At 62.9% G+C, this 26,627-nt stretch carries 18 protein-coding genes and 4 pseudogenes; 5 read left to right on the plus strand and 17 right to left on the minus strand.

The genetic code is table 11. The annotated features are described in order from the left end of the window. Positions 1 to 98 precede the first annotated feature (98 nt). A complete protein-coding gene (locus tag B2D37_RS00745) occupies positions 99 to 965 on the minus strand; it encodes a YihY/virulence factor BrkB family protein (RefSeq protein ID WP_218190357.1) in 867 nt (288 codons plus the stop codon). A gap of 376 nt (positions 966 to 1,341) precedes the next feature. Here B2D37_RS00745 and nhaA point away from each other — a divergent pair. Continuing rightward, positions 1,342 to 2,640, plus strand: a pseudogene (gene nhaA / locus B2D37_RS00750) (Na+/H+ antiporter NhaA). A gap of 308 nt (positions 2,641 to 2,948) precedes the next feature. On the opposite strand, the pseudogene B2D37_RS00755 reads toward nhaA, so the two are convergent. Together B2D37_RS00755 and B2D37_RS00760 are read right to left on the minus strand one after the other, a co-directional pair. Beyond that, a pseudogene (locus tag B2D37_RS00755) lies at positions 2,949 to 5,229 on the minus strand (membrane-bound PQQ-dependent dehydrogenase, glucose/quinate/shikimate family). 144 nt (positions 5,230 to 5,373) lie between these two features. Continuing rightward, the gene (locus B2D37_RS00760; protein WP_079200929.1) at positions 5,374 to 5,736 is read right to left on the minus strand and encodes an STAS/SEC14 domain-containing protein; all 363 of its coding nucleotides are present in this window, start codon (positions 5,734 to 5,736) and stop codon (positions 5,374 to 5,376) included. Positions 5,737 to 6,180: 444 nt separating this feature from the next. Here B2D37_RS00760 and B2D37_RS00765 point away from each other — a divergent pair, with 444 nt between their 5' ends. The 3 genes and pseudogenes from B2D37_RS00765 (at position 6,181) to B2D37_RS00775 (ending at position 8,565) form a co-directional block, all read left to right on the plus strand. Then, positions 6,181 to 6,906, plus strand: a complete 726-nt coding sequence (locus tag B2D37_RS00765; protein WP_079200930.1) for a PRC-barrel domain-containing protein — start codon at positions 6,181 to 6,183, stop codon at positions 6,904 to 6,906. A 124-nt stretch (positions 6,907 to 7,030) separates the two neighbouring features. Next, a pseudogene (locus tag B2D37_RS00770) lies at positions 7,031 to 7,650 on the plus strand (PPK2 family polyphosphate kinase); the annotation flags it as partial. Between the two features lie 429 nt (positions 7,651 to 8,079). After that, on the plus strand, positions 8,080 to 8,565 hold the full coding sequence (locus B2D37_RS00775; RefSeq protein WP_079200931.1) for a VOC family protein: 486 nt from the start codon (positions 8,080 to 8,082) through the stop codon (positions 8,563 to 8,565). A 315-nt stretch (positions 8,566 to 8,880) separates the two neighbouring features. Here B2D37_RS00775 and B2D37_RS00780 read toward each other — a convergent pair whose 3' ends face one another. Both B2D37_RS00780 and B2D37_RS00785 read right to left on the minus strand, forming a co-directional pair. Next, on the minus strand, positions 8,881 to 9,351 hold the full coding sequence (locus B2D37_RS00780) for a hemerythrin domain-containing protein (protein WP_079200932.1): 471 nt from the start codon (positions 9,349 to 9,351) through the stop codon (positions 8,881 to 8,883). Between the two features lie 212 nt (positions 9,352 to 9,563). After that, complete coding sequence (locus B2D37_RS00785; RefSeq protein ID WP_079200933.1) at positions 9,564 to 10,052, minus strand: glycine zipper 2TM domain-containing protein; 489 nt, start codon at positions 10,050 to 10,052, stop codon at positions 9,564 to 9,566. Positions 10,053 to 10,319: 267 nt separating this feature from the next. Here B2D37_RS00785 and B2D37_RS00790 point away from each other — a divergent pair, with 267 nt between their 5' ends. After that, the gene (locus tag B2D37_RS00790; RefSeq protein WP_079200934.1) at positions 10,320 to 11,237 is read left to right on the plus strand and encodes a DMT family transporter; all 918 of its coding nucleotides are present in this window, start codon (positions 10,320 to 10,322) and stop codon (positions 11,235 to 11,237) included. A gap of 94 nt (positions 11,238 to 11,331) precedes the next feature. Here B2D37_RS00790 and B2D37_RS00795 read toward each other — a convergent pair whose 3' ends face one another. From B2D37_RS00795 to B2D37_RS00850, 12 genes and pseudogenes are all read right to left on the minus strand, one after another. Continuing rightward, on the minus strand, positions 11,332 to 13,752 hold the full coding sequence (locus B2D37_RS00795) for an EAL domain-containing protein (protein ID WP_256573131.1): 2,421 nt from the start codon (positions 13,750 to 13,752) through the stop codon (positions 11,332 to 11,334). 93 nt (positions 13,753 to 13,845) lie between these two features. After that, entirely contained in the window at positions 13,846 to 14,250 is a 405-nt protein-coding gene (locus B2D37_RS00800) for a hypothetical protein (protein WP_079200936.1), read from the minus strand. Then, positions 14,251 to 15,081, minus strand: a complete 831-nt coding sequence (locus B2D37_RS00805; RefSeq protein ID WP_079200937.1) for an SDR family oxidoreductase — start codon at positions 15,079 to 15,081, stop codon at positions 14,251 to 14,253. Between the two features lie 65 nt (positions 15,082 to 15,146). Then, on the minus strand, positions 15,147 to 15,611 hold the full coding sequence (locus B2D37_RS00810; protein ID WP_079200938.1) for a multidrug transporter: 465 nt from the start codon (positions 15,609 to 15,611) through the stop codon (positions 15,147 to 15,149). 145 nt (positions 15,612 to 15,756) lie between these two features. Beyond that, positions 15,757 to 17,196 carry a mannose-1-phosphate guanylyltransferase/mannose-6-phosphate isomerase gene (locus tag B2D37_RS00815; RefSeq protein ID WP_079200939.1) on the minus strand — a complete coding sequence of 480 codons (1,440 nt, stop codon included), beginning with the start codon at positions 17,194 to 17,196 and terminating at the stop codon, positions 15,757 to 15,759. A gap of 174 nt (positions 17,197 to 17,370) precedes the next feature. Then, entirely contained in the window at positions 17,371 to 18,018 is a 648-nt protein-coding gene (locus B2D37_RS00820; RefSeq protein ID WP_079200940.1) for an alginate O-acetyltransferase AlgF, read from the minus strand. Positions 18,019 to 18,093: 75 nt separating this feature from the next. Further along, complete coding sequence (locus B2D37_RS00825; protein ID WP_079200941.1) at positions 18,094 to 19,236, minus strand: alginate O-acetyltransferase; 1,143 nt, start codon at positions 19,234 to 19,236, stop codon at positions 18,094 to 18,096. Positions 19,237 to 19,248: 12 nt separating this feature from the next. After that, on the minus strand, positions 19,249 to 20,793 hold the full coding sequence (locus tag B2D37_RS00830) for an MBOAT family protein (protein WP_079200942.1): 1,545 nt from the start codon (positions 20,791 to 20,793) through the stop codon (positions 19,249 to 19,251). Between the two features lie 156 nt (positions 20,794 to 20,949). Then, positions 20,950 to 22,050: a mannuronate-specific alginate lyase gene (locus B2D37_RS00835; protein ID WP_079200943.1), complete on the minus strand. Its 1,101-nt coding sequence runs from the start codon at positions 22,048 to 22,050 to the stop codon at positions 20,950 to 20,952. Between the two features lie 17 nt (positions 22,051 to 22,067). Then, positions 22,068 to 23,492 (minus strand): alginate O-acetyltransferase, encoded by a 1,425-nt coding sequence (locus tag B2D37_RS00840; protein ID WP_371915421.1) that lies wholly within the window; start codon positions 23,490 to 23,492, stop codon positions 22,068 to 22,070. 11 nt (positions 23,493 to 23,503) lie between these two features. Beyond that, a complete protein-coding gene (gene algG / locus B2D37_RS00845) occupies positions 23,504 to 25,105 on the minus strand; it encodes a mannuronan 5-epimerase AlgG (RefSeq protein WP_079200944.1) in 1,602 nt (533 codons plus the stop codon). A 10-nt stretch (positions 25,106 to 25,115) separates the two neighbouring features. Beyond that, a pseudogene (locus B2D37_RS00850) lies at positions 25,116 to 26,614 on the minus strand (alginate export family protein). Positions 26,615 to 26,627 lie beyond the last annotated feature (13 nt).

Here is a 26,627-nt window from a genome sequence, read left to right on the forward strand (position 1 = left end):
AGGCAGCTGGCCATGTGAGGCGGTTCATGCCACGGTAACCGCTGGTGCTGCTGACCGGACCGAGCAGGACGCGTCAGCATAAACGGCGTTGGCCGCGATCAGTCGATGGCTTTTCGGGAGCCGGTCCGGGCGTAGACGCAGGTGAACTCTGCGCCCACCAGCAGGATCTGCGCTGAAAAGTACACCCAGAGCAGTACCACCACTAACGAGCCAGCCGCGCCAAAGCCCGACGCGATGTCGCTGCGGCCGATGTAAGCGCCGATCACCACCTTGCCCCCGGTGAAGAGCAAAGCCGCCAGCAATGCGCCGAGCCACACATCGGGCGCTAGGACACGCTGGCGCGGCATGATCTTGTAGATCAGGCCGAACATGAGCGCCACCAGCAGGACGCCGCCGAGCGCATTGCCAGCCTCCACCACTGTCTGCCAGCCGCCAAGCACCGGCTCCAGTTGCCGGCCCACGGCAGCCAGCAGCGCACTGGTTACCAGCGACACGATGAGCAGGAAGCCCAGCGCGAGGACCATACCGAACGCCATCAGTCGGGCGCGCACGAACGAGAACCAACCATTCTTGCGCAGCCCCTCCGGCACCCGCCAAATCCGGTCGAGCGCGTTCTGCAGTTTGGCAAACACGCTGGTCGCGCCAACGAACAGCAGCACCACACCCACAGCGGTGGCCGTCAGTCCCTCGGCGGGCTCGCGCACGCTGACCAGCAGGCTCTGCACCGCGCCCGCGCTGCGTTCACCCATCAGGTTCTGCAACTGCGCCTGGATCTCACCGCGAGCGGCGTCTTCACCGAACAGCAGCCCAGCCATCGAAATCACCACCAGCAGCAGCGGTGCCAGCGAGAATATCGTGTAGTAGGCCAGCGCGGCGCCCATGCTTGGCACGTAGTCGTCGAGCCAAGAGGTCGCGACCTGCTTGGTCAGCCCCCACCATGCGGCGGGCCGGCCGGACAGCGTCACAGGCGCTCGGTACTGAGTAGAATTTCAGTGCTCTTCATATCGACTCCTTCGCGGGTATCTGCGACCTGGTGGTGGGGGCAACCGAACTCGACGGGCGCACACCAGTATTGGCGGACGCACATCAAATACAGCCTGCCCAGTTTGCGCGGAATGGTCTGTACGAGAGCACACACTCGACTGTTCGCTAACGCACCGTGCAGTGCACGCCGATCGCGATAGGCTGAACGGATGAACAGCACACAGGTTAATTTGCCGCTAGCAACCCCGCACAGTCGGTTGACAGGCAGCTTGCATCTGCCCTTGCGACCCGGACAGCTTGGTGCGCGACGAGGAACTGCGCGAACGGACGGCCGTTGAGCACGCGGGCGACCTTGTGGTGCGGCCGTTTCAGCTGTTCGCACAACGGCAAGCTTCTGGAGGCTTGGTCCTGCTGGGCTGCGCCATCCTGGCACTGGCCTGGGCCAACTCGCCGTGGGCATCGGCCTACGAACAGTTGCTGCACGTTCCGCTGAGCATTGCCCTCGGCAATCAGGTGTAGCGCCTGGACCTGCTGCATTGGGTCAACGACGGGCTGATGGCGATCTTTTTCTTCGGCGTCGGACTTGAAATCAAACGCGAGTTCCTCGTCGGTGAGTTGGCCGAACGACGCAAGGCCATGTTGCCAATCGTGGCCGCCGTGGGCGGTATGCTGCTGCCGGCACTGATCTATGCCGGGTTCAATTTCGATGGCGCAGGTGCCAAGGGTTGGGGCATTCGGATGGCCACCGACATCGCCTTTGCCCTCGGTGCGCTGGCCGTGCTGGGTTCGCGTATTCCCGAAGCCCTGAAGGTTTTTCTAGTCGCACTAGCCATCGTCGACGACCTCGGCGCACTGTTGGTCATTGCGATTTTCTACACCGCGTCGATTGATTGGCGCGGCATCATCGTGATCGTTGCCGTGCTGCTCGCGCTGTGGGTGGCTAACCGCTTCGGGGCCCGCCGCGGCTCAATCTATCTGCTGCTCGGGCTGGGTTTGTGGGCCGGTTTTTTCATGTCAGGTCTGCACGCGACGCTGGCCGGCGTGCTGACGGCGTTGTTTGGGTCGGCGCGGGTGAAAACCCTGCCGAGCGCATTGCCGGAGGTAATCCACCGTGGCGCCGACGACATCGAAGCCCAGGCCCTCGATAACGACTCCGACGCGCTGCATCCCGATCGTGTCGCCATCATCGGCGCGCTCGACGGCAGCCTCAATGCGGCCACCGCACCGCTGCAGCGTTTCGAGCACGGGGTACAGGCGTGGGTCACCTACGCCATCCTGCCGATTTTTGGTTTGTTTAATGCGGGGGTCGCAATCGACGCCACGGTGTTGCGCACGCTACCCACCGCTGTGCCACTGGGCATCATCGGACTGGTGCTCGGCAAATCGCTCGGCATCAGCCTGGCCAGCTGGCTGGCAGTCAAGACCGGGCTGGCCGAACTGCCCGAAGGCTCGACCTGGCGGCAGCTGATTGGCACCGCCTTCCTGGCCGGTATCGGCTTCACCATGGCGCTGTTCATCAGCAGCCTGGCGTTTCATGACAGCCATTTCGAGCGCGAAACGCAGCTGGCCATCCTGATCGGCTCATTGCTGGCCGCTGCGATCGGCATCAGCATCCTGCTGACGACGAAGGCAACTAAGACAGCGGCCGCACAGTAAGGGGTGGCCAGCCAGATCCGTGACTGGGTAAAGCGTACCGCCGGCTTTAATCAATCAGCGCGGTCGCCGTGAAATCGGGCAGTTCGAGAGCTGCGCCCAGACGCCGACCGGCGCCAGCAGCGCAAGCGTGATGGATGCTTTTATGTCGGTTTTCTTTTTTGCTCTACTGCGAGAGCGGTCGGCTGCGCCGCGAGTCGCCGATCAACCCGTAGCCTAGACGGGACGTGCGCTGGGTGTCGGCACGGCAACGCACACAGCAGCGACGGAGCGATTGATTATTGCCGACGTAGCGGTGCTTTCATGAAGCCTCACTTCAACTCGTAAGCCAAGACCGTATCGCCCGTCGTGGTGCCAAACGAGCCATGGCCGCCCGCTGCGACGACGATCATCTGCTTGCCATGGATGCGGTAGGTCATGGGGGTCGCCTGGCCGCCTGCGGGCAGCCGACTTTGCCAGAGCTTGCGGCCCGTCGTCACGTCGTAGGCGCGCAGGTAGTTGTCCAAGGTTCCGCTGTAGAACACCACACCGCCGGCGGTGATCAAGGGCCCGCCAAGGCTGGCCACGCCCATCGGCAAAGGAATCGCAAGCATGCTCGGCATCTGATCGCGCACGGTGCCGTGGCGGTGCATCCACGCGCGCTGGCCAGTACGTATATCGACCCCGGCGATCGCACCCCAGGGCGGCGCTTGGCATGGCAGCCCGAGTGGCGAGAGGAAGGGGCCGATCTTGACGGCGTAGGCCGCACCGTGGTTCTCGTTCCAGTGCTCGCTGGAGCCGGCGCTGACGATATTCGCCGTGGCATCGGGACGGGCAACCAACTCGAACGTGAAGGCCAGGAAGGCCGGTGTACCGACCATGATCTGGCGCAGCGGATCGACCGCTACGCCGCCCCAGTTGAAGACCCCCAGGTTGCCCGGATATACCAGCGTGCGCCGCGTCGCGGGTGGCGTGTAGGGCCCGTCATAACCCATGCGCTGCAGCTCAATGCGGCAGATGAGTTGATCCAGTGGCGTTGCACCCCACATGTCCTTGCCAGTCAGGGCCGCTGGCATGAAGCTCAGCGAAGAATGGGGTTGTGTCGGCGCGGCGAACTCGCCGGGCACCGAACTGGCCGGGGCCGGCAACTCGCGCACCGGTAGAATCGGCTTGCCGCTGCGGCGGTCCAGCACATACAGGTCGCCCTGTTTGGTGGGCAGGACCAGTGCGGGCACCCGCTTGCCGTCAATCGTCAAGTCAATCAATGACGGCTGCGACGGCACGTCACGATCCCAGAGGTCGTGGTGCACTGTCTGGAACAGCCAGCGCTGTTTTCCACTCGCCACGTCGAGCGCGATGAGGGCACTGGAGAAACGTTCGACCTCCGGGCTGCGGCCCGCGCCCAGCTGGTCGGGCGAGCGGTTGCCCAGCCCGATGTAAACCAGCCCGAGCTGCGCATCGACGCTGGACGGCGCCCAGTTGTTCGGTGCACCAGCGGTATAGGTCTGGCCCGGCAGCAGCGGCGCGGTAGCGTCCGGGCGGCCTGGATCGAAGTTCCACACCAACTGCCCGCTCCATACGTCGAACGCCCGGATCACGCCGGACGGATTGAGCACCGACGCGTTGTCGTTGATTGCGCCACCGACGATCACCACGCCGCCCGCCACCACGGGTGGCGAGGTCTGCATGTAGGTACCCGCGCGCAAGTTCGGCATGCCTGCGCTCAGGTCGACCACACCGTTGTCACCAAAATCGAGGCAGGGTTCTCCGGACTGCGCGTCCAGCGCAAACAGCCGAGCGTCAATGGTGGGCAGGAAGATGCGACGGGTACAGGTTGACGGCTGAACTGCGGCGGGCGCGCTGGCAGGCGCTTGCGATGCCCCGCCGGTGCTATCGAAATAGGCCAGGCCGCGGCAGGTCAGATGCTGGCTGCTGTGGCCCACGTCAATGTGCGGATCGAAGCGCCAGCGCACCTGCCCGGTGGCGGCGTCCAGAGCAATGGCGTGTTGCCGCACGCTGCACAAGTACAGCAGATCGCCAACCTTCAACGGCGTGACCTCGAAAGTGCGTTCAACCGGATCACTCGGGCGTGGCGTCTCGCCAGTGTGAAAGGTCCACGCGAGTCCCAATCGGCTTACCGTGGCAGGTGTGATGTCCGCCAGCGACGAGTAGCGCTGGCCATACCCAGTTCCACCATAGGCCGGCCAGTCGTCGCCCGCGGCGCTAGAGGCATCGACAGAATCGGCGCGGTCTTGCGCCGCAGCCGCCAAAGGAGGTGAATCGGGCAGGCTGCCCGCAACATCGAAGGGGTCGCGTGTAATCGAAATCGCCGCGATGGCGACCATACTGAGCATGGTTGCTGCCAACCAGCCGCGCGGGCCGCGCCAGGAAGATGGCGGGGAGACCGGCACTGCACCCAGCGTCCGATCGATCCATGGGCTCAGCAGCCATAAACCGACGACGGCGAGCCAGCAAGACTCCGCACGCCACCAAGGCGATGCCCGCGACGCCATACGCCCAGCTGCCGCCCAGCGCGGCAAGCCAGACGCCCCCGGCACCGAGGACGATGCCGAGAAGAATGAGAATCGATGCGGTGATAAATGTCAGCACCATTTGTCGTTGCTCCTTGTTGGGCGGGGCGGGGACCACGAACAAGGCGCGGCTGACATCACCGCTGTCACTGCCCGACCGACACACCGCAAGGCAGGATCTCGCGTTGACGTTGGGGTCAATGGCGCCGGCGGCGTCGAATTGGTTCTAGGCCGCAACCCACTTCTCGGCATCGGGTCGCTGCTCATTCGAAAAAATCTTGAGCCGACCCGGCATCATGAACGCGAACATGCGTATTGCATGCGCGACCCAGTCAACGTCCGTGACCACCGCGATGCGTTCCCATGCGTTCCCGTTAGCTAGCCCGAGTTTAGCGTCATCCCACATGGCTGCGGCAGTGAAGCCCGTGAATGCCGCCGTCAGTTGATGAAGCACTCTTACCTGCTGGTGTCTTTGCAGTACCGCTTCGATCGCCGGCATGAGGACCGACTCATAGTCCTTCGCATCAACTTGACCCGAAGCACTGACTCCCACTACATGATCAGGAAGATGGCTTAGTAACCTCATCATGGTGTGTCTCCTTGAATAACGAGCGCGGGTCACCAAGTCAAACAAGCAGATATCCCTTACTAAGTAATGCCAGCAAATAGTATCCGCGCGGTCGGCATGCGCAGGGGCATCTTTAGTTGTCTATAACAAAAGCCTGCCCGCGCTCCCTGCTCGAGTCTGTTCGCTGGCGCACAGAGAGCGTGCGGGGATGCTCGGATTTGTTCAGCCGGTTGCTGAACAGAGCTCGAACTTCCATGCGGGTTTTGCCTTGCCGCAACCGCAGTGTGTGCGCCAACGAACAGACGTCAGCCCCTGCCGGCCAGCACATTGTTTACATAGCCAACTCATCGCGTACATCACCGCCGGCGGCTGTCACCTCGCCCCCGCTGACGTCCCTGCCACCCACGATTCACCAACGCATCCTGTCGATGCGCAGTGGTCGCCATCCCGAAAGGAAGACTCCCCATGTTGCACAGCCAGAAAGACATCGAGACGTGCGTTATCAGCGCCGCCGACGGCGACATTGGCCAGGTTAAGGATATCTACTTCGACGATCACGCCTGGGCGACCCGCTACCTCATCGTCGACACGGGGAGTTGGTTGGCAGAACGCAAAGTGCTGATCTCGCCCATTTCCATCAACCGCCTCGACTGGGCGGCGAACAAGCTTCACGTCGCGATCACCCAGGAGCAAGTCAAGCACAGCCCCATCATCGACACCGACAAGCCCGTGTCCCGGCAGCATGAAGTGCAGTACATGGGCTACTACGGCTACCCCAATTACTGGGGCGGCACCGGGATGTGGGGCAACGGCATGCTGCCGATGGGTTTATACCCCGGCTCCGCCGAGCTCCCCGGTGGCAACGTAGCGCTGGAACAGAGCAATGAACAAAGCGCAATGGCCGACCAGGCGAGTCATCGTGACGACGATCCGCATCTGCGCAGTTGCAAGGCGGTCATCGGCTACCACATCCACGCCAGCGATGGCGAAGTGGGTCATGTTGATGGGTTTCTGATTGATGACGAGAGCTGGGCCATCCGCTATCTGGTGATCAATACCAGCAACTGGTGGGTCGGGCACAAGGTGCTAATCGCGCCGGAGCAGATCAGTGGCGTGCAGTGGCCGGACAGAACCGTGACCGTTGACCTGAGCCGTGAGGCGGTGAAGGCAGCCCCCGCCTACGACGCGTGATCGAGCTAAACCGCTAACGCGAGACGCGCCACGCCAGCCCATGTCTGCATGCCGCCATGTGGCGGCATGCAGACGCAAGGTGGGCTATGCGCCAAGCGGCGCCGATGACGAAAAAGGACACCACATGAAAATCGACGCCACTGCATACAAACTCCGCGAAGGTGACGCGGTCGACCTCGGCCTTTGGCCTACCAACGTCAAACCGCTGTGCAAGTCGAAGAAGAAGTACCGCAAAGTGCTGCAAGGCCACGTCGATCGCTTAAGCGACCAGCAACGCATGCTTTACGCGTCTAACCGCCATGCCTTGTTGCTGGTGTTTCAGGCGATGGACACCGCGGGCAAGGACGGCGCCATCCGTCACGTGATGTCGGGCGTCAACCCGCAAGGCTGCCAGGTATTCAGCTTTCAGCATCCGAGCGCGCGCGAACTAAACACGACTTCCTCTGGCGCACCACCCGCGACCTGCCTGAACGAGGGCGCATCGGCATCTTCAACCACTCGTATTACGAAGAGGTGCTGATCGTGCGCGTGCACAAAAGCCTGCTGCACAGCGAGCGCCTTCCCGATCCTGCGCCCGACGAATCGGTGTGGCACGGTCGTTACCGCTCGATCGCCGATCTGGAAAGGCATTTGCACGCCAACGGCACGCGCATCGTCAAGGTATTCCGCCACCTGTCGAAGGAGGAGCAGCGCAAGCGCCTGCTGGCGCGCATCGATGAGCCCGACAAGAACTGGAAGTTCAGCGCGGCCGACATCGCCGAGCGCGAGTACTGGGACGCCTACATGCAAGCCTATGGCCATGCCCGGGCGCGACCAGTACGGCGGACTCGCCTTGGTTCATCGTGCCGGCCGACGACAAGCACAACGCGCGGCTGATCGTGTCGCAGATCGTGCTCGACGCGCTGGAAGGTCTGAAGTTGAGTTACCCGGCGGTCAGCACGGCGCGGCGGCAGGAGCTGAAAACGATTCGAAAGCAGCTGAAAAAGTGAGCAGGTGCAGACTCGACCGACCCAGCATTCGTAGACCCTGGATGACCGCTTCTGGCCGGTTTCTGCCTTTCGCCAACGGCAGCTATATTGGGTCGAGAGCAGGCAGCAAGAATGCTCTGCTGCCTGCTCCGGGCTACCTTCGCGGCTAGAGTCCACGGATCCGTCCCAATCTTGGAGAACCAAGATGATCAGCAAAAATACGATTTGCCTCTGGTACGACGCGCGCCGCGTTGGACGCTGCGATGTTCTACGCCAAGACCTCCCGGACAGCGCGGTAGGAGCGGTCCATCGCGCGCCTGGCGACTATCCTGCGGGCAAGCAGGGCGATGTCCTGACGGTTGAGTTCTCGGTGATGGGCATCCCCTGTCTCGGACTGAACGGAGGGCCAGTCTTCAAGCATAACGAGGCATTCTCGTTCCAGGTTGCCACTGACGACCAAGCCGAAACGGACCGCTTGTGGAGCGCGATTGTCGAAAACGGAGGCGAGGAAAGCGCATGCGGTTGGTGCAAGGACAAATGCGGACTATCGTGGCAGATCACGCCACGCGCATTGACGGCCGCGATAGCCAATCCTGATCGAGCGGCGGCCAAGCGCGCGTTTGAAGCCATGATGACCATGAGAAAGATCGACATCGCTACGATCGAAGCCAGCACAACCGGACGTCATTAAGGTTCGCTTCACACCATGCTACTGCGCGCCCGGCGATCTGCCGGCTATGCCGTCGAGCAAAGCGCACGTTCAGGCAAGTGTCGCAGCTCGCGCGCTCGACAGTCGTGTCATTGATCCGGGCTTCGGGCAGGGTCGAGCGAATGCTCTGTTCGTCACAGGATTCATCCATGTCAGAGCGTTACCGGAATATCGATCCCGATGGGGGCACGCCGCAGGCAGTACACCATTGGTTGATCGGCGCGGCACAACGCTGGCGGGTTGTCGCTTCGCTCCGAAGCCGCCCTACGTTTTGAGCGGAACGCCGCCCGGGCCGCTCTATGACTTAGGTGTCTGCCACTGTTGCTTGATTTCCTGCCATTGGCTGTCGCTTAGCCACTTATCCGCCAGCGGGAAGAAGATATTTTCCTCGCTGTCCAGATGGTCGTAGTACTTGTGAGTGTAATCCTCGATGACGGTGGCTATTTCTCTGGGCGTAAGGCTTGAGTGCTCGAGCGTCTTGAGTTGCTTGGCAATGCGCGCAAAGCCCTGATGGTCGCGCTCTATATCCAGTACGCGCGGATGCACAGGGGCGCGGGTGGTTAATAGCAGGCGACGAATAAGTTCTTCGTTCTGGTGGTGGCGGGTCTCGGCGTCACCATGCAGAGATTCCAGCAGGGCAAAGAGTTGCTGGCGATCGGCCGCGTCGCACGCGTCACCTTTCAGTTTGCCGAGCAGGTTTTTCATCTGGTCGATGGTGGCGGAAATAGTCTGGTGATAGTGGTGAAGTTCTTCTAGCAAGCGATGCATGCTCAATCCTCACAGGCCATTGCCCTAGTGTCTCCTGCTACAGCTTAGGACAGCGCGAAACCCGCGGGCCGAAATCCGATGAGATTGAGTTTGAAGAACCCAGCATGCTGCACGGCGAGGGTTGCCGTGCAGCCACTGGGTATCGCCGGTCTAGGCGTCTGCGGAGTCAAGTCGGCGTACTAACCCCCTTGCCAACATCGCTGCAGAGCTGGCTAGTAGCGCTGCAGGGCACCATTCTCGATGCGCACGCGGTCGCCGACCCTGAGGTCGCCGATGCTTGTCTGGGTCAGGGTTTGATAGGAGCCGTTTTCCATGCGCACGGTGACTCTGTAGGCGTTCTCGGCCTGTTTGCGTTTCTCAATTTGGTGACCTATATAGGCACCGCCGGCTGCCCCGGCGATGGTCGCCGCCGTGTTGCCGCTGCCACCACCTACCTGGTTGCCCGCCACGCCGCCGAGCACCGCCCCAGCCACGGAGCCCAGGCCGAAGCCGGTGCCAGCGACGCCCTGGTAGTCCTGTGGGGTGCTGTCAATCGACTCCACTCTGCCGTAGCCGGAATAGATGCCGCCTGGTGCCGCGCTATCCTGATACCCGCCCTGCGGGTAGGTGGTCGTGGCGGGCGGGTTGGTGGACGTGCAGGCACTGAGCGCAAGAACACCAGCCAACCCGAGCATGGGGGCGAATCTCTTCATCGTGGTCATAACCAATTTCCTCGTGTGGTGCCTGTTGCCGGCAACCTCTCCCATATTGACCTCGCCAGGAGAGAAAAGTCCGGCTCGGCAGCGAGCCCCAGCCCTCGATTCAGACTGTGCGCAATGCCACGCCCGGTCGGTGCGCCAGCACACATGCAGTTGGTCGCGCCGACAGCGTGGAGCAAGTGTTTCTGCTGATGCTCAAAACCCGCAACTTTATGCAAGTGCTGGCAGCAGGCGCGGCGCAGACTGGCGCCATCCACTGGGAGTCGTCCGATGAACCTGTCGCTATACCTGTTGACCGTGCTGATCTGGGGCACCACCTGGATCGCCATCAAGCTGCAGATGGGCGAGGTGGCGATTGCCGCCTCGATTGCCTATCGCTTCGCCCTGGCGGCGGCGGTGCTGTTTGCCGTGTTGCTGCTCAGCGGCCGCCTGCAGACGCTCGATAGACGTGGCCAGGTGATCTGCCTGCTCCAGGGTCTGTGCCTGTTCTGCATCAATTTCCTGTGTTTCTACACCGCCAGTCAGTGGATCCCCAGCGGGCTGGTCGCGGTGATTTTTTCCACGGCAACCTTGTGGAATGCGCTGAACGCGCGGCTGTTCTTCAAGCAGAAGATCGCCGCCAATGTCCTGGCCGGCGGGGCCCTGGGCCTGGCGGGCCTCGGCCTGTTGTTCTGGCCCGAACTGGCGGGGCATACGGCCAGCCGGGAAACCCTGCTGGGCATCGGCTTGTCGCTGATTGGCACCCTGTGTTTTTCCGCCGGCAATCTGCTCTCCAGCCTGCAGCAGAAGGCCGGCCTCAAGCCACTGACCACTAACGCCTGGGGCATGCTCTACGGCGCCTTGATGCTGGTGGCGATCTGCCTGGTCAACGGCACGCCGTTCGGTTTCGAGTGGAGCACGCGCTACGTCGGTTCGCTGTTGTACCTGGCGATTCCCGGTTCGGTGATCGGCTTCACCGCCTACCTGACCCTGGTCGGGCGCATGGGGCCGGAGCGGGCGGCATACTGCACCGTGCTGTTTCCGGTGGTGGCGCTGAACATCTCGGTGTTCGTCGAGGGTTACCAGTGGACCGCGCCGGCATTGTTCGGCCTGGTGTTGGTGATGCTCGGCAACGTGCTGGTGTTTCGCAAGGCGAAGCCGCTGCCGCAGTTGACGCGCGATGGCAGCCTGGACAGTAAGGCGGGCTGAGAGGCTGTGAAAAACGCTCGGCTACTGCGGTCGCCTGCAAACGACCGCGGCGGCGCTCGATATTTGCACAAGCGCTGAGCCCAGGCGTGCGCGCTCAATGCCAGGTCGACAGCGCTTCCCAGGCACGGAAGCTGTCGCCGGGAATTGGCCGGCTGATCGAGAAACCCTGGGCGATGTCACAACCGAAGTTGCCCAAGCGGGTCAGGGTTTCGCGGCTTTCCACGCCCTCGGCGACCACTTCGAGGTCGAGGTTGTGCGCCAGTTCGACGATCGAGCGCACGATTTTCGCCGAGTCATCGTCGTCGCTGAGCATGTTGGTGACGAAGGACTGATCGATTTTCAGTGAGTCCACCGGCAGTTTCTGCAGGTAGGCCAGCGAGGAGTAGCCGGTGCCGAAGTCGTCGATGGTCAGCCGGGTGTCGAGGTTCCTCAGTTGGGTCAGGGTCTGCAGGGCCGCCACTGGGTCTTCCATCAGCGCGCTTTCAGTCAGCTCGAACTCGATCCAGTTGGGCTGGGCGCCCCAGGTGGCAAAGGCGCCGCGAATCCGCTCGAGCAGTTTGGGGTCGCGCAGGTCGTGCGCCGACAGGTTGACCGAGATGGGTCGCGAGTCGCCTTCCTCGTGCCAGGCATAGCTCTGGCCCAGCGCCGCATCGAGCACCCAGTAAGTGAGCGGGGTGATCAGCCCGGCGCTCTCAGCCAACTTGATGAAGTCGTTGGGTGGCAGCAGGCCATGTTGCGGATGCTGCCAGCGCACCAGGGCTTCGCTGCCGCACACCTTGTTGGTGGCGATTTGCAGTTTTGGCTGGTAGTGCAGCAGCAGTTGATTGCCATCGATCGCCCGGCGCAGTTCGCTCATCAGCGTCAGGTGCTGGGCGCATTCGCGGTCAAGACCGCCCTGGAACAGCGCATAGCCGGCGCTGGAGCGTTTGGCCTGATCCATGGCGCTGCCGGCGCGGCGGATCAGCGCGTCCGAGTCGGTGCCGTGGCCGGGGTAGAGGGCGATGCCGATGCTGGCGCGGGCATCGAGGAGCAGCCCGGACAGGTCGATCGGCTCATACAGCGCCACCAGGATCTTCTGCGCCAGTTGCGACGCCTGTTCGGCACCGCCGCTGGGCATCAATACGGCATATTCACTCTCGCCGATGCGCGCCACCGTGCTGCTCGCGCCCACCGCCTGCACCAGGCGCGCGGCGATGGCTTGCTGCAGGCGGTCGCCTTCGGGGTAGCCGAGGGTTTCGTTGATCGCCTGGTTGCGGCCGACTTCCAGTTGCAACAGACCGAGCGCCCGGTGCTCCTGCTTGGCGCTGGCAATCGCATCGTCCAGCTGTTCGCGCAGATTCAGGCGATTCGGCAGTTCGGTCAGCGCATCGAAATAGGCCATGCGCCTGATGGTCGCTTCCGCCTGCGCCGCCTTGGCGCGGGTGCGCAGGGTGGCGATGCCGAAACCCAGATCCTTGGCCGTGGCGAACAGCAGCTCGACCTCCTGCTCGTCGAAGGCGTCGGCCTCCATTGCCATGATCACCAGCTTGCCGATCAGTTGCTCGTCGACGCTCAGTGGTAGCACGATGGCCGAGGCGAAGCCGTGCTCGATGGCCTCGTCCAGTAGCTCATCTATCGGTTCGTCGAGGCGGTTGCGGATAACCAGCGGTCGGCCGGCCTCGAGTTCGGCAGCGAAGCGCTGGATGTAGCTCTTGCCCTTGGCGCCGGCGGCCCAGGTATCGGCGCGGGCGAGGAAACCGTGATCGCTGCCGGCGTAGGCAACCTGGCGCTCCGGCTCGGCGGGGTCTTCCTGGCGGTAGGCGACCCAGGCCAGGCGGTAACCGCATTCGGCCACCAGCACCCGGCAGACTTCCTCGAGTAGGTCGGACTCATCGCTGGCATGGATCAGTGCATGGTTGACCGCCACCCGCGTCGCCAGGGCGCGATTGAGGCGCTGGATCTCCTGCTCGGCCTGCGCGCGGCGGGCCTTGCTGCGTAGGGTTTCGATGCCGAATGCCAGGTCCTCGGCGGCTTCGCTCAGCAGTTCCATTTCTTGCGCGGCGAAGGCATCGGGCTCCGGGGCACCGATGCCGAGAGCACCGAAGATCTCGCCGTCGACCCGTAGCGGCAGCGACAGCACCGAGGCGATGCCGTGTTGGGTGGCGCCCTCGCGCCAGGGTGCGGCGTCGGGGTCGGTCAGCAGGTTGTGGGTCAGGCTCAGCTGGCCGGTGCGGATCGCGGTGCCGGAGGGGCCGTGGCCGCGCTCGTTGTCGGCCCAGGAAATGTTCAGCGAGTCGACATAGGCCTGGTCGACCCCGGCATGGGCCAGGGGAGTCACTGTTTTCGCCGGATCGTGCTCGGCGCGGCCGACCCAGGCCAGGCGATAACCGGCCTGCTCGACGATCACCCGGCAGATCGCCTGGAGCAGGGTGGCCTCGTCTTCGGCACGCAGCAACGCCCGATTGCAGCCACTCAAAGTGCGCAACGCGCGGTTGAGGTACGGGTGTTCCTGGTTGGTGGAGCTTGGCGCTGGCACAGTTCGTCTCCGACTCATGCACGATCTGCCTTGAGTATAGAGTTGCACAGCGGCGCAGGGTTCCGCCGGCTGAACGGTGCAGGCCAGCAGGCCCTAGCGAAACTTGGCGAAAACCCGCTCGGAGAACACCAGCCGGGCGAACAGCGGGTAGCACAGGTAGTGCAGGGCGAGGATCAGCAGGGCCATGGGGCTGGGGTCGTCCTTGAGCGTCATCAGCCCCAGTAGGCCGAGATAGAGCAGCGCCAGTACCCCGCCATAGAGCCAGACCAGATGGCGCCGTTCGCTCGGCAGCGGCGCGCGGCTGTTGCGCCAGACAAACCATAGGGCCATGCCGCCGGCCACAACCATGGCGATCAACAAGGTACTCAGCAGACCGCCCAGTTTGACGAAGGTGCGCAGCAGCAGATTGAGCACGATCACCGCGGCGACTCCACTCAGGGCCAGGCGGGCGACGGGCACGGCGGCAGGGCGCGGAGTCGGATCATTTGAGGCAGGCATTCAGAGGCTCCGGTTCAAGCCGAAACGTTTTTTCAGGACCGCATCGAGCAGGCTTTTTGGCACCAGTGCCGCGATCAGCGGCAGGACCCGGCTGCCATTGCCCAGGCGCAGCAGGCGCGGGCGCTTGGCGCTTTGCACGGCGGCGAGCAGGTTGCGGGCGAAGTGGCTGGCGGGCGTAGGGTTGTCCTGGGAGGCGTTGGCGCGGGCGCGGATACCCGCGCGGATTGGCCACCAGGGCGAGGCTTCATCGATCAGCTGCTCGGCCTGCTGACTGGCGCTGGCGCCGAAGCTGGAGGCAATGGCGCCGGGCTGCACTTCCATCAGCTCGATGGCGAAGGGCGCCAGCTCCAGGCGCAAGGCATCGGACAGCGCATGCACGGCGGCTTTCGAGGCGCAGTAGGCGCCGGCGAAGGGGGTGACCAAAATCCCGGAAACGCTGCCGATATTCACCACCAGGCCCTTGTTGCGCCGCAGCAGCGGGAACAACGCCCGGGTCACGCCGACGAGGGCGAACACATTGGTCTCGAACTGCCGGCGCATGGCCTCGACGCCGCCATCGAGCAGCGGGCCCATGGCGCCGTAACCGGCGTTGTTGATCAGCACGTCCAGGCCGCCGACTTCCGTCTGCATACGTTCGGCCAGTTGGCCCAGGCCCAGGCCGTCGTTGACGTCCAGTTGCACCGCGGTAAAACCGGCCGCACTGAGCGCGGCGAGGTCGGCCTCTTTGCGGGCGCTGGCCCACACCTGATAACCGGCCTGTTTAAATTCGTCGGCCAGGGCGCGGCCGATGCCGCTGGAGCATCCGGTGATCAGGGCGGTGGGCTGGGTCATGCGGGCATCCTTGTGGGGGGGTTAGCAGGGGGCTGGCATGCACCCGACAGGGTCAAGCGAGTGACTCAGTGACTGAAGCTGCCATGCAGGCGTTCGGCACGAAAATCCAGAGTACTGGCGCGGTAGCCGCTGCGCAGGGTCGGCACGGGCAGGCAGTCCTGCCAGGTGGCGCCTGGCAGCAGATCGCCGGGGCCGCTGTAGCGGGGGGATTCGTAGAGGCGTTCGACGAGGTTGACGCTCTCGCCGGGGCGGTTGGCGGCGATCTCCCATTGCAGTTCGAGCAGGGCGGCGTCGCTGCCGTTCTTCAGGGTCAGGGCCAGCGGGCGATTGGCCGGGCAGTTTTGCGGATCGTAGACCAGGCGCAGTTGCATATGCGCCAGGTGGCGCATCTCGCGGCTTTCCTGCCAGAGCACCCAGCTAGCCACCAGGCCCAGGCCGATCAAGGCGGCAAGGGAGATAGGCAGGGCTTTGCTCGGGTAGCGGATCAGCAGGACCAGCCAGCTCAGAACCAGTATCGCGCCGAATAACATAGGGGAAACCTTGATTGATAAAACAGGGCTTTATCCTACACAAGGCTGGGGCGACATGCGCCGTGCAGGCGGATGTCGGAAAAAGCGACGCCGGCCCTGTCTGTGACAAAGGCCGGCGTCTGTTTGCCGCGGTTTTAACGTCGACTCAGTTGGCGACGATGCTTAGCGGTGTTGCCTGGCTGCGGCCGTAGACGTCTTCCAGACGTTCGATGTCGTCTTCACCGAGGTAGCTGCCCGATTGCACTTCGATGATTTCCAGCGGGATCTTGCCGGGGTTGCTCAGGCGGTGCACCGCGGTCATGGGAATATAGGTGGACTGGTTTTCGGTGAGCAGGAACACCTTGTCGTCACAGGTCACCTCGGCGGTGCCTGATACCACGATCCAGTGTTCGGCACGGTGATGGTGCATCTGCAAGGACAGGGTGGCGCCAGGTTTGACCGAGATATGTTTGACCTGGAAGCGTCCGCCCATGTCCACCGAGTCGTAGGAACCCCAAGGCCGATAAACCTCGCAATGGTTCTGGGTTTCGCTGCGGCCTTGCTCATTGAGCTGGTTGACCACGGTCTTGACGTCCTGCACGTGGTCGCGGTGGGCGACCATCATGGCGTCCTTGGTTTCCACCACGACTATGTCGTCCAGGCCGATCACCGAGACCAGCTTGCCGTTGCCATGCACCAGGCAATTGCGGCTGTCGTGCACCATGACATCGCCCTTGGTGACGTTGCCGTTTGTGTCCTTGTCGTGTACGTCCCAGATCGACGACCAGCTGCCGACATCGTTCCAGCCGGCATCGAGCGGTACCACGCAGGCGTGGGTGGTCTTTTCCATCACCGAGTAATCGATGGAGTTGTCCGGGCAGCAGGCGAAGGTGGCGGCGTCGATATTCACCACGTCATCCTCGACCTCGCTGCGTTCCAGGGCCAGCAGGCAGGTGTCGTAGATGTCGGCGTCGTGCTTCTTCAGTTCTTCCAGGTAACGGCTGGCGCGGAACAGGAACATGCCGCTGTTCCAGAAGTAGTCGCCGGACTCGACGAATGTCCGGGCGCGCGCTTCATCGGGTTTCTCGACGAAGGACTGCACGCGAATCACACCTTTTGGCAGAAGGGGGTCGGCAATCGATTTGATGTAGCCGTAGCCGGTTTCCGGACGCACAGCCGGGATGCCGAACAGCACCATTTCGCCTTTTTCGGCGGCCTTGCTGCCCAGCGCCAGGGCGTCCTGGAAGGCTTGCTGGTTTTCCAGCACATGGTCGGCGGGCAGAACCAGCAGCAGCTCGTCACGGCCTTCGGCGAGCAGCTTCATGGCGGCGATGGCCACCGCCGGCGCGGTGTTGCGGCCAAAGGGCTCGAGCAGGAGCGCCTGGGACTCCAGTTGTTGGCTTTGCAGTTGTTCCTGGACGATAAAGCGGTGTTCCTTGTTGCACACCAGCAGCGGCGCCTGCATGCCGTCGAAGGCCAGGCGCTTGATGGTTTGCTGGAACAGGGTGTCTTCGCCAGTGAGGGCGAGGAACTGCTTGGGGAACTGCTTACGCGAGAGGGGCCATAGGCGCGAACCGCTACCACCGGAAAGAATTACTGGAATCATGTCTGTACTCCTAAAGCGTTTATGCACTCAGTTGGACGCCTCCCACACTCTGGCGGGAGGTCCAGTTACCCAGGCTGAGCGAACAGCTCTGGGGGCATCACTCCAAAACGCCTCCTCATGAAGGCGCTAATTGCAGGTCGGTCTATTGCCGACCTTGGCTGTTGTCCGGGTTGCTTAGTCGGTCTTGGCTGGGCGCTTGACCCACACCGGCGAGAGCTGGCGGCCGTTGCCGGTGATGTACAGGCTGACTACCTCACCGCGCGCCAGGGTGACGGGCTTGAGGTCGCTGACTTTCTTGTCGCCGTCGAACAGCGCCAGGCTGATCTTGACCGGGTTGACTTCGCGCTCGCCGTTGCCATCCGGGGCGACGTTGTCGACCACCGCGGCCTTGCCGTCGGCGGTCTTCAGGCTGAGCGTGCTGTCGGACAGGTTCTGTACCCGGAGCAGGGCTTTCTGCTTGTTCTGGAATGCGGCTTCTTCCACCAGCTTGGGTTCTGCGCCCGGCTGGTTGACCAGGGTGTAGAAGTGGTCGGCGTCGAGTTGCACCGGCAGGCTGCTGCTGCCGACCTGGGCGCTGTAGCTGCCGGCCGGGAGATAGCTGAAGTCGCTGGAGCCCAGCGGCGCAATGTCGCTGAGCTCGGTGTTGCCGACGCTGACGCTGAGCTCGCTGTTGCCGGCGTTATAGGCGCGGACGAAGGCCGATCCCTTGGGCGCGATGGGGGCGTAGAGGCCACCTTCGCCGGCTTGGGCGTGCAGGGCGCTGAAGCCCAGGGCGATGGCCCCGACGTACGACATCCAGCTGTATTTGGTTGGTCTGTTCATGGGTAGTGCTCCATGTGATTTAACAAAATGATCTGTCGACCATGTGGGGGTGAGACCTCAGAACGGACGGCTGATTCAATTGCTGTTGCTGTTGGCCAGGCGTTGCTGGCTGCTGTTGCTTTTCAGCTCGGCTATCCAGGCCTGATCGAAGTTGCTGAGGTCGTTGCTCATCGGCAGGTAGCGTTCGGGAAATTCCCAGATCAGCAGCTGCGGTGTGGCGTTGGCAAATTCGTCGCTTTGCAGGTACTTGAGCATCGGCACAATCGGCCCCTGGCCGTCTTCGGCGTGGTTGCTCAGGTCGCGTTGCAGGTGTTGGCGCAGGGCGCCAGGAAAATTCCAGTTGGGATTGGCGCTGTAACTGGTGCCGACCAGCGCCACCGGCATGTCGCTGTCGGCGAACAGCGCATCGGTGCCGTTGACCTGGTCCGCGGCGCGGGTTTGGTACTGCTGCAACTGATCGGGTTCGGGCAGCAGATGCTCGAACAGCGGCGCCAGCGGCAGGAAGCTGGTCAGGTCGCCGAGCAGTGGCTTCTGCTTGGTGGCCTGGGTGACGAACTCCTGTGGTTCGCCGTTGAGGTCTAGCGAGCGGCTGACGGTTTCACTCAATTGGCGGGCGACGAAATCCGCGCCCAACGGTGTCCAGTGGGTGTCGGTGCGCAGGAACAGTTGCCCGCTGTTTTTCTCGGCCTGCAGGTTGGCAAGCAAATCCGGTGCGGCGATGTCGGCGCTGCGCACCGCGCTGTGAAAGCGCTGGTAGAGGTCCTGGCGCTGGCTGCTGATGGGGGTGTCGCCGACGTGCTCCGGGTACAGGCGCGACTTCGACGGCACTATCGCCAGCAGCAACAGCACATCGTGTTGCGCCAGTTGGTCACGCACGCCCTGGATCAGCGCCAGGTTGTCGCGCTGATTCTGTTGACCGTCGGCCACCGGGTTGAACTCTTCATCCGAGTACAGCCAGTCGTGCTTGCCGATCACCACACCGGGGCGGCCTTCGTTGAACAGCACGTAGTCCAGCGCGGCCCAGACATTGGTGCCGAGCTGCTTGATCGGGAACTGCTTGTCGTAATGGCTCTCGAAGTTCGTCGCCAGGTCGCCGTCGAGCACGCTGAACTGGTTGGGGGCCTGGTAACTCAGGACCCCGCGCATGGACCAGAGCAGCAGCAGGGTCAGCACGCCGAGGAACAGGGCGACGTAGAGTTTGCGTAATGGACGCGTCATGCTCGGCCTCATTCAGAATTGGAAATAAAGAAAGGGGGAGTAGCTCTGCGCCGAGAGCTTCAACAGCGAAGCGCAGAACAGCAGGAGCAACGCGCCACGGACCAGGTAGCGCGGTACGGCGGCGCTCCAGGTGGCTTGTTGCACCAGTACGCCGCCGCTGCCAACGACCAGCCCCTGATCATCGCCAGGCACGGCCTTGACCATGCGCGAGAGGTCGGTCGCCGGCCCATCGGAGCGGGCATCCAGCGCCTTGTGGCGATAGAACTGCCGCACGCCGCAAAAGGCCATGACCGCATAGGCCAATACCAGGGTGGCGATCTGCAGGTCGCTGATGCTGGCGCTGTTGAGTTCGCTGAGCTGCAAGCCTTGGCTGCTGAAGAGCGCCGGGCTGAACATGGCGCTGTACATGCGCCAGGCGATGTCCAGGTTCTCGGCGCGGAAGATCACCCAGCCGAGCATCACCAGGAAGAAGGTGAACAGCCACTTCAGCGGATTGATCACCTTGGGTGCGGCGTTCACTCCAAACAGGCGTTCGATCGCCAGCCACATGCCGTGCCAGGCGCCCCAGATCAGGAAGGTCCAGTTGGCGCCATGCCACAGGCCACCGAGCAGCATGGTCAAAAACAGGTTGCGGTAGGTGTTGAAGGTACCGCTACGGTTGCCGCCCAGCGGCACGTACAGGTAGTCGCGCAGCCAGGTCGACAGGCTGATGTGCCAGCGTCGCCAGAATTCGGTGATCGACTGGCTGATATAGGGCTGGTTGAAGTTTTCCATAAAGCGGAAACCCATCATCAGGCCGAGGCCGATGGCCATGTCGCTGTAGCCGGAGAAGTCGAAATACAGTTGCGCGGTGTAGGCGATCATGCCCAGCCAGGCGTCGCCGGTGCTGGGGTCTTGCAGGGCGAAAATCTGCTCGACCAGCGGCGCCAGGCTGTCGGCGATGAACACCTTCTTGACGAAGCCCTGCATAAAGCGCGTGGCGCCTTCGGAGAACTTGTCGAGGCTATGGGTGCGGTCGGTGAACTGGTCGGCGAGATCCTTGTAGCGCAATACCGGCCCGGCAATCAGCTGCGGGAACAGGGCGATAAAGGCGGCGAAGTTGATCAGGTTTTCCGTGGGTTTGGTGTCGCCGCGGTACACGTCGATCAGGTAGCTGAGCGACTGGAAGATATAGAAGGAGATGCCGATCGGCAGGATCACATGGGTCAGCAGGAACGGCTCGAAGCCGGCGCCTTCCAACACCTTGTTGATGTTTTCCACGCCGAAGTTGGCGTACTTGAAGTAACCCAGGGTCGCCAGGTTGCCGGCCACGCCGCCGATCACCCAGCGCTGCGCCGCCTTGCTGCGCACTCCGGCGCGATAGATGCGCAGGCCGAAACCGTAGTTCCACAGGGTGACCGCGACGAACAGCAGGAGGAAGTCCACCCGCCACCAGGCGTAGAACGCGTAGCTGCCGATCAGGATCAACAGGTTGCGATAGCGATTACTGCTCAAGTAGTACAGGCCGAGAAAGATCGGCATGAACAGGAACAGGAATACGTTGGATGAAAAGACCATCCGTAGATCTCCGGTGAGTTACAACTCTTCCGGGGCTCGCAAGCCCCCCTTACCCCCCGCGAGCGGGAGGCTGTTTCACACCGTCCGTGGACGGGCTTGCAAGCTTGCTGGGGCTATTGCGTCCAGCCCGGTAAAGCGTTCACCGTTCGAGGTGAATCAACTGTCTTTGGGCTTCTTCGGGTCGAACAGCTGGCTCACATCGCCGCCGAGGCGGAAATTATTGAAGGAGCCCATCTTGTGCTTGAGTGCCTTGGTGTCGGCCGTGCAGGCATAGAGCGTGCAGTAGGGCGCCAGCCAGGCGTATTTGCTGTGTTTCTTCAGTTCTTTCATGTCTTGTTTTTCGCCGGTTTTGCTGGCGAAGTCGTCCTGGTCATCCACCCCGTCCAGCACCCGCTCGGCTAGACGCTTGAGCGCGCCCTGGTTCTCTTCGCGCAGGTCGACGTCGTTGGCCTGGGCGAAGGCGGCGAGCATCATCAGCGGCGGCATTGCGTAGTTGTGATAGGCCAGCGCGCGATGGTTGCGTTTCAGTTCGTTGGGCAGGTAGCCGTCCGGGTCGACCTGGTTGGCGCCTACCCGGAACTGCTCCACCGCCCAGTCGAACAGGTCGCGGCGGTCGGTGGCGACGGCCGTGGCCATCACCGACCAAGCAGACCAGTAGCTGTGGTTGTTGATTTTCCTCAGCGGCAGATTGCTCCAGTCATGCACGGTGTTCTCGGCCAGCTTGATGAACCAGGCTTCGATCTGCTGGGTTTGCTGCGGATAGGCTGCCAGCGGCTGCGACTCGGAGAATTTCAGGCGCAGGTAGGCGGAGGACAGACTGCCCAGCGCCCATTTGCGCACCGATTTGCCGGTGTGGTTGTAATCGGTGCTGAGCAAGGCGCCGGCCTCGGCCCATTCGCTCAGCCACTGCAGGGTGCATTCGAGCTGCTCGGGTTGGCCTTCGCGCATGTAGTACGTGACCTGTTTGCCGACCCCGCGCTCCAGTTCGGTGATGGTGGACGTCTTGTCGCGGAAGGCCTTTTCCGACTCCTTATTGAGGGTGGCGCGGGCCTTGCCCGAGCCTTCGTATTTGCTGCGAAACACCAGCTTGTCGGTGTAGGGCTGTGGCGTTGCCTGACAGGCTCTCGCCTTCTTGTCGGTGACCGGCACTGGCGCGTAGTAGCCAGCCGGCGGCACCAGACTGGCGGCGAGCAGCGGTTGGGCGAGCAGGGCCGCGCCGAGCAGGCAGGGGGCGAGTATCCAAGTGGGGCGTTTCATCGTGCCTCCTATAACCGTCACTGGGCTTGCGCCGTGACGGCTTTGTCACTAGCGGCGGGGCGTTTGCACAGGGTTGCCTCGACGCTGAGATTTGCCGGCATGTTTTCCGGGCTGTGGATGTCCAGGGCGAGCAGATTGAGGTCGACCCAATCGGCTTCGTTGCGCAGTTCGAAGACATAGCGTCCGTCGGTACCGGCACGGTCGCTCTGTTCGATTTTGAAGTTCTCGCGGCGACCGGTGAGGTACCAGAGGGTGGCCTGGGACCTGTGCACGCTGGGGTCGCTGAAGGTCAGATCGACCTGGTAGTCGCCGCCGCGCAGATCCCGCAGTGGTCGGTTCTCACCATTGACCAGGACCTGGTTGGCGCCGGGCTTGAGCGTGACTTTGTTCTTCATCACTGCCGGGCGGCCTTGGCAACCGTTGTTTACCAGCGGTATGGCTTGGCGGTAGAAGCTGGCTTGCTCCAGGTCGTAATGGGTGGCGAACTCCCAGATGAGGACCTTCGGCGGATTTTCGTGAAATTCCTGGCTGCTCATGTATTGCAGCAGGGAGCTTTCGAAGCCACCGCCGCTGACCGACCTATTGAGTACCTCGGCACCACTGTATTGCTGCAGGAAACCGGCGAAGTTGTAAGCCGGGCCGCTGTTACTGGTGCCGACCAGGGCGATTTCCGGGTCGGCTTCGTCGCCGAACAGGCTGGCGCTATCGGCTTCGCCCACCGGTTCGGTCTCGAAGCGCTCGACGTACTGGGTGGCATAGCTGGTGCCACAGAAGGTGGCCGCGGTCTTGTGCAGGGTGCCGGACTTGCCCAGCAGACCGACCACCTTGCTGGCGAATTCTTTCTTTGGCGCCTCGTCGAAGCCGGGCATTTGCTTCAGGGTTTCGGCCACCAGTTCGGCGGTGCGCTGGGCGCCAGCCGGCGTCCAGTGGTGGTCGGCCTTGAAGTAGTAGGCGGTGTCCACGTCCTGTTCGTCGAACAGCGGCGACAGGTCGGTCACCCAGATCCCGCTCTTGCGCAGGTCGGCAATGGCGTGCAGGTAATTGCGCTTGGCCAGCTCGAAGTTGAAGTTGGCTTTCTCTTGTGCGCTCAGCTGCTCGCGGTTGACCAGGCCGCGGGTCGGCTGATAGACCACCATCAGCTCGATGCCCTTGCGCTTGAGGGTGTCGCGCAGGCGTTTGAGCTGGCGATAGCCGGCGGGCGTGGTGCCAAAATCGGTGCGCAGGTCGTTGCCGCTACGGAACAGCCAATCGCCTTGGCCCTGCACCAGTGTGGTGAAGAAGCTCAGGTACTTGGTGTTGTACTGGCTCGGGTCCTGGGCGATCGGACACAGAGGGCCAACCCGCTGCACCTGGTACTGCGGCTCGGCCATGGCGCTACCCGCAGCGCCCAGCAGGGCACTGGCGAGGGCCAGTTGGCGGAAATTGAAGTGGCGTTTGATCACGTTGTAGTTCCTCAATCCTGGAGTTCGGTCTGATTTTCGACCGGGTCGATGAGCACTGCCAGCTTGCGGCGCACCATCAAGTCGAGAATTTCATCCTGTCTCTCGCCGAGGACGCCGGAGAAGCTGATGCCCGTGCTTTTGCTCGGCGCGAGCATTTCCACGCGGTACAGCTCCACGGAAAGCGGCGAGTCGATGGACAGTGGGCTGGAACCGTTGGCGGCGAGCGTGCCGCCGACCACGATCATCGACACCTCGGTGTCGAAGGGGTCGAGTTCGATGTTGCGGTCGGTGTCAGACAGGTCCTTGATGTGGCCGTAGATGCCGGTCAGGCCGTTGGCCGCCGAGATGTTCTCGTACAGGCGAATATTGGTGCTGTTGCGCAGGCGGATGCCGTGGCGGGCATTGTTCAACACCTTGTTGCCCCACAGCAGGTTGTTCGAGCTCTCGTAAATGGTGATGCCGTCGGAATGGTTCTGGTACACCTCGTTGTAGGCCACCAGATTGCGCACGCTGTTACGGTCGAGGACGATGCCGGATTGCTTGTTGTCGTAGCTCTTGTTGTTGATGATCCAGCTGTCGTCGACCTCGCGGGAAATGATGATGCCGTGTTTTTTCTTGGTCCCGTGCACCGTGTTCTCGGCGATGATCAGGCCATGGGAACGGTCGTGCGGATCGATGCCATAGACGATGTTGTCGCGGTAGGTATTGCCCTTGAGCACCACGTTCTCGGCTTCATAGCAGTAGAAGCCGTACCAGTGGTCGACGAACTCCGAGTTGATCAGCCAACCGGTCGGCTCCGCGCGTTTGAGCCGAGCCTGCAGGCTGGGGGTGTACTGGGTGATGCTGACACCGTAGGACTTGCTGTTGCTGTAACCCAGGCTGGTGAACACGCTGCCGGAGATGTACAGCTCACTGCCGCCCCAGGACACCAGAAACGGGCGGAACTCATCGGCCTTGCGAAAGCTCGCCGGGCCGTTGTCCGCTTCACGCCAGGCGGTGAGCTTGGTGTCGGTGAAGAACAACTGGCCGTCGTTGACCATAAAGCTGCCGCGTTCCTGGGACAGGCGCAGCTCCTTGGTGTCCTTGCCCACGTGCAGGGTTGCCCCTTGGGCCACGACGATCGGCAGGCGCGCCAGGTAGACGCCCGGCTCGACCTCGCGAAATTGGCTGTCCGGCAGGCTGCGGGCGAGATCCTTGGGCGTCATGTAACCGCCTTCGATAAAGATCGCCTGGGGCATGCCGTGCTGCCGCTCGACCCATTCGCGCAGGCGCTCGTTGCCGCCGACAAAGTCCTTCAGTGCGTCCTGGCGCACCATGCGCCGCACCACTACCTTGCCGCCAGGCTTGCGCTGGATCTTGGCCTCGACGGCGGCAGCGGTGTAGCCGCTGAGATCGGGCAGGCTGGGCGCATCCAGATGCAACTGCTCGACCGGTACGCTGGTTACCGTGTAGTTGTTGGTTTCCTTGAGCGTCTGGGTCGGTTCCTTAGGTTTTTCGAGCACTTGCGCCGCTTGCACCCAGGGCGCCGCCAGCTGCAGCGCGCCGAGCAGTAGGCCGCTGCACAGCAGGCCTACTGCACAGCCTTGTTTGAGTTTGCCTGGTCGTTGCGTCATGGCGTTGTCCTCAGTATTTCCAGATAACGTCGACGAAGGCGCGATGCGTCATCGAGTCGGTGTCGCTGCCGTAGGCGTCGCCGGGCTTGAACACGCCACCGCGAAAGCGCACCAGCGCCGCCGGCTCGTCGATCGCTTCGCTCATCGAGGCCGGCAGCAGGCCCTGCCTGAAGTACTTGGTGACCACCAGATCGAGCTCCTGGCCGAGGTCTTTCTCGCCATCCACCAGGTCGACCTGGGGGCAGGGACGGCGTTTGAGAGCGGGTCATCGAAGCTTGCGTTGATCCCGCTTCTGCCGATCTGCTGCTGGTCATCGACCCGCCAGAATTTGTGGTAGACCAGGGTGGCGTCATAGTCCTCGGCCATCTGCCAGGAGCCGAACAGGGTGGCCGACTGCAGGTTGCTCAGCTCGCCGCGGAACACTTCACCGTAGCGGTGCACACTGGAGCGGGTGCCGGTGAAGTTTGAGCGGTTGCTTTGCAGGCCGGTCTGGCGATAGTTGCCTGTGCCGTTACCGTCGTCATCGCCGCTACCACTGGCACGGGCATAGGCGCCGCCGACTTGCCAGCTGGGGTCCAGGCGAAAACGCAGGCCCAGGTCGGTGGCCCAGGCGTTGACGCTGGCGCTGTTTTTGCCGGTGGCGACTTCCTGGCCGTTGACGAGACCACGCGACAGGTCTTCGCGGTCGCCGCTCAACGAAGTGAGGCTGGCCCAGTAGTTGACTGGTTTCTGGTTGCGAAAATTGTAGGCATCGCTGTTGGCTTGCACGCCGAGCCAGGTCAGCTTGCCGGTGGCGCGCTTGTCCAGGGTGTCGATCGGCTCGCCGGGGCTGGCCAGGTTGCCGTCATCGTCAGAGTGATGGGCGTTGAGGCCGACCCAATGTCCTGGGCGCCACTGGGTCTCGACATCGCCGAATACGTGCAGACGATCTTGGTCTTCGGGGGCCAATTCGTCGATGTCGCTGCGGTAGTCGCTGAAGCGTTGCGCGGTGCCGAGGCTAGCGCGCAGCAGGGTGGTGTCGAAGGTCCAGTTCAGCGCTTCGATATTGGTATCGCGCCATTGTCCGTCATCGTTGTGCAGGCGTTGCCGACCCAGACGCAGGTGCTCGCCGGGATAGTCGGTGAGTCCGGCGTAGCCGACCCAGAATTCACGCAGCGCCAGGTAGTTCTTTTCCCGCTCGCGGCCGTCTTGCTGGGTATCGCTGGACAGCTCGGTGTCGGACGACTCCAGGGTGTCGGTCTCGATAATGTCGCTGGCGACCACCGCCTGGCCCATGGCGAAGGCACTCCAGTTGCCGCGTTGGCCATACAGCCAGGGGCGCAGGTCGGCAGCGATACCGTTGACGTCGCCACCGTCGCGGGTGCCGAGGTCGCGGTCATCTTCCGATTGCGCGGTGATCTTGACGTCGAGGCCGAAGTTGTCGTCGCTCATCTGCACCGCCCATACCGAGCTGGCGGAGAGTAATGAGACGCTCAGACCCAAGCCTGCGGTGATCCTGTTGAGTGTCATCGCGTAGTCCTTG

It is taken from the genome of Pseudomonas sp. CC6-YY-74, assembly GCF_002025205.1.
In the GTDB taxonomy this organism is placed as follows: Bacteria; Pseudomonadota; Gammaproteobacteria; order Pseudomonadales; family Pseudomonadaceae; genus Aquipseudomonas; species Aquipseudomonas paeninsulae.